Consider the following 13,389-nt stretch of genomic DNA (forward strand, 5'->3'; position numbering starts at 1 on the left):
ACCAGCTTGAATCTGCAACGCCGAATCTTTACCCTGCGCCGCTGGCTCGCGCCGTGCCTCAACACCCGCGCGCCGATGAGCCGGCGGGCGCGGCTGACGATCAGCCTTCTACTCTTCGCCCTTGCCTTCATTGTGCGCTCACTGCATGCGGTCGATCTGCAATCGGTGATCTACACCGCCGATCAGCCGTTCGCCGGTCTGACCATCGGCTACGACCAGCGAGCCGTGAACATTGTCGAAGGCGGCGGGCTGCTGGGGCCTTACGGCCAGCCCTGGCAGACGCAATGGCTGTCGGAAGCGCCGGGCTATGCCATCTATCTGAGCGCCATCTATCGGACAGCGGGGCGCAACTTCTTCGCCGTACAGTTGCTACAGAACGTGCTGACGGCGCTTGGGCCGGTCTTGCTCTTCTGGATTGCCGGGGCGGTGTTCGGCTGGCGCGTCGGCACGGTCGCGGGGTTCCTTGCGGCGGTCTCGCATCATCTGGCGCACATTTCGAATTTCATCTTGCCCGATGCGCTGTGCGCGCTGCCGCTGCTGGCCGCTTTTTATGTCTTACTGCGAGCCCAGCAATGGCGGCGCACTTATCTGGCCTTCGCGCTGGCTGGCGTGTTATGCGGGCTGGCGGCGTGGCTGCGGCCTCAGCCCATGCTGCTCGGCCCGTTTCTTGTTTTGATGTTGACGCTCATCGGCAGGCCGTGGCGCAAGACCGCACAACGCGCATTGATTACGGCGGCAGTCGCGTTGCTGGTGATCGCGCCGATCACGGTCAGGAATTATCTGGTCTATCATGAGTTCCTGCCGATCAGCATCGGCGCCGGCTTAAATTTATGGGAAGGCATTGCCGATTATAGCGGCGACCGTTTCGGCGCGGTGGCTAAAGACGACGAAGTGGCGAGGCAGGAAGCCGAGTTGTATAACGAGCCGCGCTATGGCGGAAGCTGGACGACGCCTGACGGCATCCATCGTGACCGCGACCGCGTCCGCAAGAGCCTGACCGTCATCAAGCAACATCCGTTCTGGTATGCCGGCGTGATGCTCGCCCGTTGTAAAGAGATGATCAACTACACGGCGCATGCGCCGCTGATTTTTCGGCGCGATCAACTGAGCCAGCCGGCGACGGCCGCGCCGGTCAGACCTGAGTGGCAAGAGCTGGCGGCGCAATCGCCGCGCCTGCCTGTGGGCAAGCCGCTCTCCTGGCTGCGGCCCGTGGCGCGCGCCGCCGAGCGAGTGACGAAAGAGACCATGCTGGTGATGATTCTGCTTGGCGCGCTGCTCGGTTTCGTGGTCGCGTGGCGGCGGGCGATGTTCCTCGCCATCCTGCCGCTTTACTATTTCATCTTTCAATCAGCCGTGCATACAGAGTTCCGCTACACCCTGCCGATGCAGTATTTTCTCTTCGTCTTTGCGGCGCTGGCGTGGGTCGTGCTGGGCGCGGGCTTCGGCCGCGTGGCATCGAAATGGATAGGCAAAGGCCGCCGCCTGATTAGTCAATCCCGCCCTCACTGAATCACCAGCTCGTAACTGCAAATCGCGATCTTGTCGCCGGGCTGCACCGCGGCGCTCTCGTTGGTGAAGACTTCCTTCTCGTCATTCACCATGATCGAGTTGGCGCCTTTGCAGGTGACGGTGAACTGGCCATCGCCGTTCTTGGTGATCTGCGCATGCTGGCGGCTGACTTCGAGATCGCCTTCGAGCCTGAGATCGACCGCCACCTGACGCGAGCCGCGACCGATGGCAATCTCGTCTTTGTAAAATGGGCGGATGTCGGGCGGCGAGGTGTCGGCATTCGGCGCGTTGCGGCGCACCAGCACTGAAAAGCTCGGCGTCACCGGCTGGCGCGGGCGCACGATGGTCGCCTCTTCGTCGGGCTGTTCGGCGACCGTCTGCGCCGACGACGGCGACGGTGCCGGCTCGGCACGCTTGCGCGGCGACACCATGGTCTTTTCGGCTTCGGCGTCCCAGACATGCTGGACGCGGAATTTGCCGGAATCGAGCGACGGGTCGACGCGCAGTTCGACGATCAGCGTCTTGGTTTGAAACTCGTTCTCGCCGGCTAGCTCTTTGGCGCGCTCCGACAGCACATGAAACAGGCCGCGCTCCAGCCCCTCGCGCTTTTCGCCCTGCCAGTCGGCATCGTCGGCGGTGCTTAGAAAGACGATATATTCGCGCGGCACATAAGTCGGCCCGCCCGGCGGCGTGAACATCTCGCGCCGCATGACCTCTTCGATCTCGCGCGCCAACGCGACCAGAAAGTCATCCCACTTCGAGCGCGGGCGCGGCTCGCCCTGCTCGTCAAAGTCTTCTTCACCATCGATCCATTTGCGCAAGCTCTCAAACCATTTCATTGTTGTTCCTCTAGTACCCTGGTTTCTCGCTCACCGCTTCCGGCAATTCTTCGACGGCCAGGAAGCGTTTCTCAATCCGTTTTAACAAACTGTCTGTTGACCCAACCGCTGTCGGGAGCGCCAGAGGGCATCCCACCCGCCCAGTTCAAGACGCGCACACGCACCCAGTTGCCATGTTCTTCCAACAGCCGCACGCGCGAGTTGAGCGGCAAGGTCGCCAGTATCACGCCGCCCGGCTCGCTGCGCAGGTTGACGTTAATCGCCCCATCAATGACCCCGTCTTTCGTGCTTTCAAAGGCGCCGGTCAATGGCTTCTCGGCATAGTAATGATAGATCGATGAGGCCAGCCCGATCAGCGCCGCGATCAGCAGCACGACGAAGGCGCGGCGCAGCCAGTCCGAGCGAATGACCGCTTGCAGGGTGTCGAAGAAGCTGCGCTCGGCAGTCGGGCTCTCGTTCATGCGCCGCGTCCGTAAGCCACCCTGCGGCTTGACCTCTGCCGCTTCGACAACGCCGGCCCGCGCCGCATGATCTCTGACCGTGGCGTAAGGCGAGCGGGGCGGGGCGTCCGCCGCGGCCCGCGCCGATTCGAGACCCGAGCCATTGCCCGCGGGCGGCGCGACCGGCGGCTTTTGCGGCAGCGGGATGTTTAGAACCGTGCGGGCTTTCTGGGCCGGCTGCGCCTCGCGCGCGCCTGTGGTGATCGATTGAAAGCGCGGCTGCGAGGCGGCGCGCTCGACGGTGCTGGTGCCGCTCAAGCGGCGGCGCACGATGGTCGCTTCGTCTGCGCCTTCGGCGACGACGGCTTCGCCGAGCTTGAGCCGCGCGAACTCTTCCCAGAACGCTTGCACCGTCTGGTAACGGTCGGCGGCGCGATCCTGCGTCGCCCGTTCGAGAAGCGCGAGCAGCCCCTTGCCCCATTCTTCGGCCAACAAGCCGGCGGGCAATTCGCTGATGGGCTGGCGCGCGAAGCGGCGCGGCGCGCGGCCTGTCAGCACGGTGTAGACCGTCTTGGCCAGCGAATAAATATCGGCGGCGGGCGTCAATCGCTCGCGCAAGCCGCCCGGCGCGTCGGGGTGATGTTCGGGCGGCGCGTAGACGTTGGTGCCGACGCGCGTCACTTCGTCAGCGCCGTCGAGGGTCATCTTGGCGACGCCGAAGTCGGCGATCTTGATGATTTTCTTGTCCGCCGAGAGCAACAGGTTCTGCGGCTTCAAGTCGCGGTGAATCACCTGCCGGCTGTGGGCATAGGCGAGCGCCTCGCAGACCTGTTGAAAGTAGGGCAGCGCCACGTCGAGCGCCAGCGCCTGATGGCGGCAGAGGCCGAGCAGGTCGCCGCCGGGCATGTATTCGAGCACCAGGTAATGAAAGGCCGTGCCTTCAAGGTCAGCCGCGGTGCCGTGACCGAGGCGGCGGATGATGTTCGGGTGGCGGACTTTGTCTAACGCGACGGCCTCGTTCTGAAAGTTCTCGACGAGCGTCTGTTCAAGCTCGGCGTCAGCCGTGCCTTGCAGCGCGACGTTGAGCGCCTTGATGATCACCGGCTCTTCCTGGTGCAACTGGTCGTAGGCAACAAAGACCTCGGCATAGCTGCCGCGCCCGAGCAGTCGCGCCACATAGTAGCGGTCATCAACGATGCTGTTTTCGAGTCTCAGTTCCGGCACGATCTTTTAATCATCCGTCGTCAACGCGGCGCGTTGGCGTTTTCGGGTCTCACGGGCGATGCCGCCTTGCGCCGTTCTTCGGCGCCGCGCTGAAGCATTTGCGCGGCCTTCAATCGGTCGCCCGCCAGTTCATACGCTTGCGCCGCCTGCGTGTATGCATCAAACAGCGTCGGGCGGCGCGTCAACGCATTTTCAAAGCTCGCCGCAGCCTTCGGGTATTCGCCCGATTCCAACTGCGCGCGGCCCAGCCAGTACTGAGCCTCCGGATTCTGCGCGTCGCGCTCGACGGCCGTGGCAAACTGCGCCGCCGCCGCCGCGTAGTTCGCCTGATCGAAGGCGGCGCGGCCCGTCTTCATCGGGTCATTTGACTGAGGCGGCTCAGACGTTCGCAGCCCCTTCCACTCTGATGCCCGTAGGCCGCCGTAAAACGCCCCGCCGATGAGCAGTAAAACCACCAGCGACCAGAGCAGCCAGCGCGACCCCGAGCGCCGCTCGACGGGCAAGGGCGAGTCGCTAACGGCGCGACGCTCTAGCTGCCGCTCGTCAAAGACCGTGGGTGGGCGCGACGACTTGCCGAAATTGACTTCGATGCGCTTGCCGCGCCCGCCGCCGCGCTGTGCCTCGGCGACCTGAGCTTTCAGCCCCTGAGCGGCGCGCGGCGCGGCAAGCGGGTCTTCGATGGCCAGCACGACGCTCTGTTTGGCGCGGCCAACCTGCACGACGATGGCCGTCAGGTTGTCATCGGCGCCGCGCTCGTGAACCAGACGCTTCAGCTCGTTTGCCGCCTGCTGCGGGTCTTTGAACTGCGCCAAGACGTGCGCCATCTCTTCGTCGGAGAGGTGGCGATAGACGCCGTCGCTACAGAGCAAGAAGCGCGCGCCGTCGCGCAGGTGCAGGGTCTTGATCTCGACTTCGACTTCGGCCTCGACGCCGAGCGCCCGGTTGATGACGTTGCGGCGACCGGCTTGCGAGCCGGCGGCCAGCCCTGCGCGCAAGTCGTCGTGGTAATCCGTATGGTCGATGGTTTCGCGGAAGAAGCGGCCTTCTTCGAGGCGATAGACGCGGCTGTCGCCGACGTGAGCGATGGTGGCGCGGTCGCCATCGATGTGCAACAGCGCCACGGTGGTCGCCATGGTTTTGTAAGCCGGGTCGCTTTCGGCCATCTCGAAGATGTCGCGGTTGGCGAACTGGATGGCGCGGCGAATCAGCTCGGCGGACGAGGTGGCGCTGCTGTGGGCGAGCGATTCTTCGATGGTTTCGGCGGCAGTTTCGCTGGCGACTTCGCCGGCGCGCTGGCCGCCGACGCCGTCAAAGACGGCAAACAGCCCGCGCTCGGCGAGCGCCAGGTAACGATCCTGATTGACCGGGCGTTTCGGGTTCAAGCCGCGGTCACAAACGAATCCAGCTTTCAACTCCATACGCTTCTCTCAACCGGCGACCGAGATGGCGGACGCCACTCCTGCCGTCAGGCGGCCCGCGCATGATAGACGATTCATTTTAGCATCGGTCGGGCGAATGAGCGAACGGCGGGATAGCTCGGATCGGTAAGAAGGTTGCCCCGTGGCCTCTGCCGGGACGGGTCTCCAGGCGTTGGCGTGAGGGCGAAACCGCCGGGCGCTGCGCCAAATCGAGCGAGCACGATGCGGACGACCTACCAGAGCCCGGGCACGAGCCGGTAGCGCACCCGCCCCGCGTACCCATCGTAGCCTGCGAGCTTAGCCCGCAGGACGCCTTCCTCAACGACAATGCGAGCGACGAGGACACTGGCCGGAACGACGGTCGCCAATGCCCCGGCATTCGTCCCGAGCCACAACCCCATGCCGGCGATCCCCGCAATAAGACCGGCATACATCGGATGGCGCACGACCCCATATACACCCGTACTCACGACCTCGTGCCCGCGGTCTTCCTGGTAGCGCACAACCGTCGTCGCATACGCGTTCGTTCGCATCGTGACCATCACGAGACCCCACCCGAACACGACGAGCGCGAGCCCCGCGCCGGCGACGACGGGGTTCGGCGAGCCGAGGATGCGAAACCTCGTCACGTCGAAGCCATCGAAGGCGACGACCAGGGCGTACGACAGCATGAAGGCCGGCAACAACACTCTATCCGACAGCGGCTGCCCGCGACGAACGGGTAGGCGGGCGCGATCTTCGAGAAGCGCGGGATTGACACGCAGGGTGCTCCATGTCCCAAGCATCCGAATGACGAGCATAACGCTCAGCAGCACCCAGGCGCGCGGCCAGTTGAGGGTCCCCGCAGCCCCGAACAGCACGACGCCGACGAGCACGTCGTTGAAGATGTCAATGAGTGCGAATTTCATCGGGCATACCCATCGCCTCGGTTTCACAAAGAGGCGAAGCGGCCGAACGCCAAGCATCAGCGGGCGCGCGAGCGGCATTAGCAGAATCATGCGAAATGAGCTTCGCGGGCTCGGGTGCATGCGTTTGTTCGGCGGCTGTCTGCCTACGAGTACGGTTTGAGCGGCAGCAACTCCGTTATCTTCATCTTGTACGGCCGTTCTAGCGTGCCGACTATAGCCTCCGCTTCCAAGCTAAAGTCGCTGATTATCTCCCTGCACCTGCCGCAAGGAACAAGCAATTTGTAGTTGCCTCTGCCGTCGCTCGTGACGGCGACGATCACGGCGATATCCCGGCAGCCGCCGCTCACCATGCAGCAGATGGCCGCCACCTCGCCGCAAATGCCGACGTTACCGACATCGGCTTCTATGTGGATGCCTGTGAAGATTTGCCCCGAAGCCGTTCGTAGGGCGGCCGCGACCTCATGGACGCCCTCAAGGTGCAATCTATCGGCTGTGCGTTTCGCTTCCTGAATCAAATCGTAATCCTGTCTTGTAAGTTCCATAGCCTCTGACTCACGTCCCCCACCCGCGAAGCCGCCGAACTAGAAATTAGATATAGCCTCACAGCGCTTGCGACCATCCCCGTCCCGCTTCATCAGCAGGGTGAACCGCTCCCAACTCAGCCAGCATCTTGTCAATATGTTCGTTGTTTCAATCCACGCCCTGCTTCATCAGCAGGGCGAACCCGACATCGCTGCCGCGTGGCAAATCGTCATAGAACTGTTTCAATCCACGCCCTGCTTCATCAGCTGGGCGAACGGGCTGGCGGGGCGCTGCAAATAGGTTTGCTCATAGTTTCAATCCACGCCCTGCTTCATCAGCAGGGCGAACACGGCGCGGATCAGTTCAATCATCGCAGATTGCTGGTTTCAATCCACGCCCTGCTTCATCAGCAGGGCGAACCGCGGCCCTTATCGCTGGCTTCCTTACTCGCTCGATGTTTCAATCCACGCCCTGCTTCATCAGCAGGGCGAACAATCCTACGGCTGGCCGTTAGCGTTCGCCGTGCAAGTTTCAATCCACGCCCTGCTTCATCAGCAGGGCGAACACCATCGTCGGCGTTACGTGGAACCCACAGGAATGGTTTCAATCCACGCCCTGCTTCATCAGCAGGGCGAACCTTGATGAGATTCTCAAGGTCATAGGATATACATAGTTTCAATCCACGCCCTGCTTCATCAGCAGGGCGAACCCACGGGCGCGCCTTTGCTGAGACCGTCAGGAAAGTTTCAATCCACGCCCTGCTTCATCAGCAGGGCGAACTGAGGCTCCGTCACCCGCATAAAAACTTCACCTTGTAGTTTCAATCCACGCCCTGCTTCATCAGCAGGGCGAACGCAGGCGGTCTGGACTCACCCGCAGAAGGTGAGAAAGTTTCAATCCACGCCCTGCTTCATCAGCAGGGCGAACACTAGCACGTTGGCACGCCGTGCCGCTTCTGCTCGTTTCAATCCACGCCCTGCTTCATCAGCAGGGCGAGCCAGGGCAAATGGTACGTCATCAGCAAGACCAATGTGTTTCAATCCACGCCCTGCTTCATCAGCAGGGCGAACCGGCCAGTTTGCCGGCGTGGTCGTCTATGGCGGCGTTTCAATCCACGCCCTGCTTCATCAGCAGGGCGAACATCAGATGGGCGAAGATTATGGCCATCAGACGCAGTTTCAATCCACGCCCTGCTTCATCAGCAGGGCGAACGCGTTTTTGCCGGATCATGATCCGGCATTTTTACCGGTTTCAATCCACGCCCTGCTTCATCAGCAGGGCGAACCTCTTGGTGATGCGCAGGTAGCCCTGCAATTCGGCGTTGTTTCAATCCACGCCCTGCTTCATCAGCAGGGCGAACGGCGAATGACGGCGGCTGAGTATGAGGCTGAGTGCAGTTTCAATCCACGCCCTGCTTCATCAGCAGGGCGAACATTGGCGAAGATGATCGACGCATTTTTAGGCGATGTTTCAATCCACGCCCTGCTTCATCAGCAGGGCGAACTCGCGCTCTGCATTCGCAACTGCGCAGCAATCAGCGTTTCAATCCACGCCCTGCTTCATCAGCAGGGCGAACGGGTGTGCCTTGCTCAGATCAGTGCCACAGTACTGTTTCAATCCACGCCCTGCTTCATCAGCAGGGCGAACAGATCCACAACAGGGATGCCGCTCTCGACGTTGCCGTTTCAATCCACGCCCTGCTTCATCAGCAGGGCGAACCTTCTTCCGTGCCGCGCCAGGCGAGGAATTCAACATCGTTTCAATCCACGCCCTGCTTCATCAGCAGGGCGAACTCACCAGATTGGGCAACTGCCAGGCACTCAAGCGGTTTCAATCCACGCCCTGCTTCATCAGCAGGGCGAACACGATTGATTCGCCGTCTTCATCCAGCACGATCAGTTTCAATCCACGCCCTGCTTCATCAGCAGGGCGAACGCGCACAGCTTCCCGCGGTCGCGCTGGGAGGTGTCAGGTTTCAATCCACGCCCTGCTTCATCAGCAGGGCGAACGGGAGCTGGTCTACCGCTTCCGCCGCCAAATCGTTGTTTCAATCCACGCCCTGCTTCATCAGCAGGGCGAACAAAATATCCTTTGACAGAGCGGGGGCGATGACGTAGTTTCAATCCACGCCCTGCTTCATCAGCAGGGCGAACCTTTGATTTTCGTGCGCTCCCATCCGTCCTGCATGTTTCAATCCACGCCCTGCTTCATCAGCAGGGCGAACACGTGTGATGCCATCGCTTCTGAGAGCCGAGTATGTTTCAATCCACGCCCTGCTTCATCAGCAGGGCGAACCTATCATCCGTTGGACGCATTTTCTTTTTGCCGCCGTTTCAATCCACGCCCTGCTTCATCAGCAGGGCGAACACACCGCGATGGCTAAAGAATACGAAGCCAGAGTTGTTTCAATCCACGCCCTGCTTCATCAGCAGGGCGAACCACTTTCACTCAGCGTGACAATGACGTGCTTGCTGCCGTTTCAATCCACGCCCTGCTTCATCAGCAGGGCGAACTTTCGGACGAAGTAATCAGAGCGCGCGGCTATAGGTTTCAATCCACGCCCTGCTTCATCAGCAGGGCGAACTCGCTCGGATGCATCGGCTCGACGGTCTCCAGCGAGTTTCAATCCACGCCCTGCTTCATCAGCAGGGCGAACTCAGCCATGCTTGCCTTTCACCCGCGCTTGATTAGTTTCAATCCACGCCCTGCTTCATCAGCAGGGCGAACCAGCATGTCGGCGGCGTCCTCGTCGCTCAATACCATGTTTCAATCCACGCCCTGCTTCATCAGCAGGGCGAACTCGCGCCGACGATCACGCGCGAGTTTGAAAAGTTCATTGTTTCAATCCACGCCCTGCTTCATCAGCAGGGCGAACCTGGCAGCGCCCGCGCACATAGGTGGCGAGTTTCAGTTTCAATCCACGCCCTGCTTCATCAGCAGGGCGAACATCCAGCCACGTGCATAGCATCGGCTATGACGCTGTTTCAATCCACGCCCTGCTTCATCAGCAGGGCGAACAGTCTTTCCGGAGCCCGACCCCGCGACCAACGAGGTGTTTCAATCCACGCCCTGCTTCATCAGCAGGGCGAACCTGACCAGTTGGCGGCATTGAAAGCCCTCTCCGACGTTTCAATCCACGCCCTGCTTCATCAGCAGGGCGAACCCATCTTAGAGCTAGGGGCCTTCGACGTGGAAGATTGGTTTCAATCCACGCCCTGCTTCATCAGCAGGGCGAACGCGAGCTGGTCTGCGCGACCCGCCCCACCAAGCGAGTTTCAATCCACGCCCTGCTTCATCAGCAGGGCGAACTTTTAGGGAAGGTGGTCGAGCTTCCAGATATAGGTTTCAATCCACGCCCTGCTTCATCAGCAGGGCGAACTCGGCGCAACGGGTAGTAGCGCATGAAAGCTGAAGTTTCAATCCACGCCCTGCTTCATCAGCAGGGCGAACTTGTCTGCCGCCACCGCACCTGCTTATGGAGAATTGTTTCAATCCACGCCCTGCTTCATCAGCAGGGCGAACACGCCGCGTTTGCTGCTTGCTGGCAGAACACATGGGTTTCAATCCACGCCCTGCTTCATCAGCAGGGCGAACTGCTCATCTGATTTGATAACCGAAGCGGTTGCAATGTTTCAATCCACGCCCTGCTTCATCAGCAGGGCGAACCATTACTTCTTCTTGCTTCAGGACTGCATTTCTGTTTCAATCCACGCCCTGCTTCATCAGCAGGGCGAACCCACTTTCTCTTCTTCAAGCATCCATTGGCGAAATGTTTCAATCCACGCCCTGCTTCATCAGCAGGGCGAACCGATAGTCATGGGCTACGCCTACTATGAATTTGAAGTTTCAATCCACGCCCTGCTTCATCAGCAGGGCGAACTTGCGGTGGCCGCTCATTTCGACTTTCTCAACATGTTTCAATCCACGCCCTGCTTCATCAGCAGGGCGAACTGTCGAGGATTTATCTATCTTCTTTCCACGACTTTGTGTGACTCCCGGCGCGAACCTCGAACCTTCCACTATGTTTTACATTGGATAGATGTGACCCGCCCTCCCAGACCTTAGTGTCTGCAATAGTTGCCGGTATCGCGAAACCTCCCGCCTTTGATCGCCACTCCAGGTTCGCGCACGTGTCACCGCACCTACCCACTATTCACCTCCTCCCAGTGTTTTCATCCTTAATTTTATAGAATCAGCGGCTCTTCCAAATCAATCGGCTTCTTTACGCCATGGTGCTCAATCGCCACATCGGCATCCAGGAAATAGAAGCGCAACGAATCTTCCCGCTCATTGATCTCTCCAAGCAGCCGCTCGCGCAACAAGGCCCAGTACTGACTGCTGACGCGGCACTCGAACACCGAATTCTGCACGCGCTGGCCATAATCCTTGCACGCCTGCGCCATCCGCCGCAGCCGTCGCGCTCCGCCTTTCTCACTCGTCGCCACATCATAAGTGATTAGCACCAGCATGGCTTCCCTCTCCCACGCTCAGCGCAATACGCACGGCAAGTATTCCGGCAGGTCGCCGCGCAGGTGTCGCGCCAGGATGCGCGCCTGGGCCAGCATCAACTGGCCGACGCGAAATTCTTGATTGAGCAACGGATGATTCACCGTCTCCTGCTTGCGCGCCTGGTAAGCGGCAATCACGGCCTTGCGCCCGGCGGCAGTGAATTCGACGGCGCCGCCTTCGCGCTCGTTGAAATCAGTCGGCCCCACCTGACGGCGATTGATCAGGGTGATCGCCAATCGGTCGGCGATCAGCGGGCGAAACTCTTCCATCAGATCGAGCGCCAGTCCCGGTCGGTTTGGGCGGTCGGCGTGCAAGTAGCCGACGAACGGGTCCAGCCCCACTGCCACTAGCGCCGCCATGCAATCGTGCCGCAACAGCGCGTACAAAAACGACAGCAGACAATTGATGCGGTCGCGCGGAGGCCGTCGCGTGCGCTTCGTAAAGGCGAACGCCTCGCGCTGCTGTTTCAAGTGCAGGGCGAAGACTTCAAAGTAGAGCGCCGCCGCCTGCCCTTCAAAGCCGCGTATCCGATCCACCATGCCGCTTGATGGCTCATCTTCCGACGGCGTATCGAGCGCGCCTGAAAGCCGGCCAAGCAACCGCGATAGCTCGGCGGCGCAGCGCTGCAAGCGCTCGTCTTCTTCCGGCGACGGGTTCTCGCGCGCCGAGCGCAGCAGGCTCTGCCGGGCGTTTTGCAGCTTCCCGGCGACCACCTGCCGCGCCACCAGCGCCGTCGCGCCCGGGTTATCGGCAGCCCGGTGCTGCGCCCGCCGCAAGCTGACGCTGGTCGCCGGCACGCCCTCCCAGCGGCCCAGCAGATAGCCCGCCTCGCTGAAGTAATTGACCGCGACGCCGTGCTCCCAGCAGAGATGCAAAGCCGCCGGGCTGAATGCCGCCTGCCCGAAGACACAGACCGATTCCAGGTGATGAATCGGCACCGCCAGCTTCAATTCCTTCTCGACCTCGACGCGTAGGTTGAGATGATCGCGCGCCACGTAGGCCCCGGCAACCGTCAGGTAGAGGGTGTTCTGTTTGATCTCCATTGTGCCTCCGTTCAATCCGACCAGAGCAATTGTTGATAAGCGCCAGACGGGTCAGCGCCCGCTTCGCCGGTCAGTTCCGGCAGACAGACCGCCCTGAGCGAGCAGCCATCGCAGCGCGGCTGGAGCCGCGCCGCCGGCACGCGGCCTTCAGCCAGCAAGCGGCGCACGGCGTGGATGGTCTTCTGCGTTTCTTCGCGCAAGCGCCAGTCGAAGAGGACTTCGCGGCGGCGACGGCTGGCGGCGTGATAGATGTAGCCCGCCGGCACTTCGCAAGCGAACATCTCTTCGAGACAGAGCGCTTGGGCGCAGAGCTGGATGTCGTCGTTATCGAAGCGCCGGCGCCGGCCTTTTTTGTACTCGACCGGCACCGGCAGGTCGTCGCGCAATTCGACGATGTCGGCCTTGCCCGCAAGCCCATAGCGCGTCGAGTAGAGCGGCACGGCGCGCAGCACCGTCACCTCGCCGTCGGTCTCATAGCCCGGCTCGTCGGCGCGGTCGTGCAAGAGCGTGCCGACGACGGTGTGCTGGTTGTCGCTCCAAATGCCTTCGACGTGCATCAAGGCGCAGCGGCGCGGGCAGAAGACGTACTGATTGAGCGCCGAGATCAGCACCGTGCCGGGCTCGCCTGCGGTAGCGTCCATATGGCTTTTACCTCATGGGACAAGGGCCGGGTTTTCCGGGCTTGGCGTCTTGCGCCGCTGTTTGCGAGTGACGTTGCTGTCGCCGCGCACGACAGTGGTGACCACCCAGTTGTGGCGCATCCGGTCAAAGACGACGAAGGCGCGAAACTCGAATGGGAACGGTCGCCGCGTGCGAATGCGCAACGTCCCGCCATCCGGCAGCAGCTTGACATTTACGGACTGCCGGATGCCTTCGCCGATGAAGAAGCGCGACCGCGCCTCGCTCATCAATGCGATGCGTTGCTGGAACTGCTCGACGGCGTGCGGCGAGATAAACAACTCATCAAGTTCCGGCAT

At 61.4% G+C, this 13,389-nt stretch carries 10 protein-coding genes and 1 CRISPR repeat array; of the genes, 1 reads left to right on the plus strand and 9 read right to left on the minus strand.

From position 1 onward, the window contains the following. The first annotated feature begins 6 nt into the window (after positions 1-6). Positions 7-1,509: a glycosyltransferase family 39 protein gene (locus tag VJ464_00180; protein HKQ03517.1), complete on the plus strand. Its 1,503-nt coding sequence runs from the start codon at positions 7-9 to the stop codon at positions 1,507-1,509. On the opposite strand, the gene VJ464_00185 is transcribed toward VJ464_00180, so the two are convergent. The 9 genes from VJ464_00185 to VJ464_00225 form a co-directional block, all read right to left on the minus strand. Next, entirely contained in the window at positions 1,503-2,348 is an 846-nt protein-coding gene (locus VJ464_00185; GenBank protein ID HKQ03518.1) for an FhaA domain-containing protein, read from the minus strand. The genes VJ464_00180 and VJ464_00185 overlap by 7 nt on opposite strands. 71 nt (positions 2,349-2,419) lie before the next feature. Next, entirely contained in the window at positions 2,420-4,012 is a 1,593-nt protein-coding gene (locus VJ464_00190) for a serine/threonine protein kinase (GenBank protein HKQ03519.1), read from the minus strand. 20 nt (positions 4,013-4,032) lie between these two features. After that, positions 4,033-5,430: a protein phosphatase 2C domain-containing protein gene (locus tag VJ464_00195; protein ID HKQ03520.1), complete on the minus strand. Its 1,398-nt coding sequence runs from the start codon at positions 5,428-5,430 to the stop codon at positions 4,033-4,035. 233 nt (positions 5,431-5,663) lie between these two features. Beyond that, positions 5,664-6,338 carry an isoprenylcysteine carboxylmethyltransferase family protein gene (locus tag VJ464_00200; protein ID HKQ03521.1) on the minus strand — a complete coding sequence of 225 codons (675 nt, stop codon included), beginning with the start codon at positions 6,336-6,338 and terminating at the stop codon, positions 5,664-5,666. A gap of 143 nt (positions 6,339-6,481) precedes the next feature. Then, a complete protein-coding gene (locus VJ464_00205; protein ID HKQ03522.1) occupies positions 6,482-6,880 on the minus strand; it encodes a cytidine deaminase in 399 nt (132 codons plus the stop codon). 69 nt (positions 6,881-6,949) lie between these two features. Continuing rightward, positions 6,950-10,811: direct repeats of the CRISPR family, unit length 37 nt; unit sequence GTTTCAATCCACGCCCTGCTTCATCAGCAGGGCGAAC. Between the two features lie 233 nt (positions 10,812-11,044). Continuing rightward, on the minus strand, positions 11,045-11,329 hold the full coding sequence (cas2, locus tag VJ464_00210; GenBank protein ID HKQ03523.1) for a CRISPR-associated endonuclease Cas2: 285 nt from the start codon (positions 11,327-11,329) through the stop codon (positions 11,045-11,047). A gap of 18 nt (positions 11,330-11,347) precedes the next feature. Continuing rightward, the gene (gene cas1c, locus VJ464_00215) at positions 11,348-12,412 is read right to left on the minus strand and encodes a type I-C CRISPR-associated endonuclease Cas1c (protein ID HKQ03524.1); all 1,065 of its coding nucleotides are present in this window, start codon (positions 12,410-12,412) and stop codon (positions 11,348-11,350) included. Between the two features lie 11 nt (positions 12,413-12,423). Then, entirely contained in the window at positions 12,424-13,053 is a 630-nt protein-coding gene (gene cas4, locus VJ464_00220) for a CRISPR-associated protein Cas4 (protein ID HKQ03525.1), read from the minus strand. Between the two features lie 12 nt (positions 13,054-13,065). Next, a complete protein-coding gene (locus tag VJ464_00225) occupies positions 13,066-13,389 on the minus strand; it encodes a hypothetical protein (protein ID HKQ03526.1) in 324 nt (107 codons plus the stop codon).

The sequence above is a fragment of the Blastocatellia bacterium genome, assembly GCA_035275065.1.
Taxonomy (GTDB): domain Bacteria; phylum Acidobacteriota; class Blastocatellia; order UBA7656; family UBA7656; genus DATENM01.

Excerpts from the sequence above, each read along its gene's own strand:
- VJ464_00185 (HKQ03518.1), bottom strand. The coding sequence starts at position 2,348 with ATGAAATGGTTTGAGAGCTTGCGCAAATGGATCGATGGTGAAGAAGAC.
- VJ464_00200 (HKQ03521.1), bottom strand. The coding sequence starts at position 6,338 with ATGAAATTCGCACTCATTGACATCTTCAACGACGTGCTCGTCGGCGTC.
- cas1c (HKQ03524.1), bottom strand. The coding sequence starts at position 12,412 with ATGGAGATCAAACAGAACACCCTCTACCTGACGGTTGCCGGGGCCTAC.
- cas4 (HKQ03525.1), bottom strand. The coding sequence starts at position 13,053 with ATGGACGCTACCGCAGGCGAGCCCGGCACGGTGCTGATCTCGGCGCTC.
- VJ464_00195 (HKQ03520.1), bottom strand. The coding sequence starts at position 5,430 with ATGGAGTTGAAAGCTGGATTCGTTTGTGACCGCGGCTTGAACCCGAAA.
- cas2 (HKQ03523.1), bottom strand. The coding sequence starts at position 11,329 with ATGCTGGTGCTAATCACTTATGATGTGGCGACGAGTGAGAAAGGCGGA.
- VJ464_00225 (HKQ03526.1), bottom strand. The coding sequence starts at position 13,389 with ATGCCGGAACTTGATGAGTTGTTTATCTCGCCGCACGCCGTCGAGCAG.
- VJ464_00205 (HKQ03522.1), bottom strand. The coding sequence starts at position 6,880 with ATGGAACTTACAAGACAGGATTACGATTTGATTCAGGAAGCGAAACGC.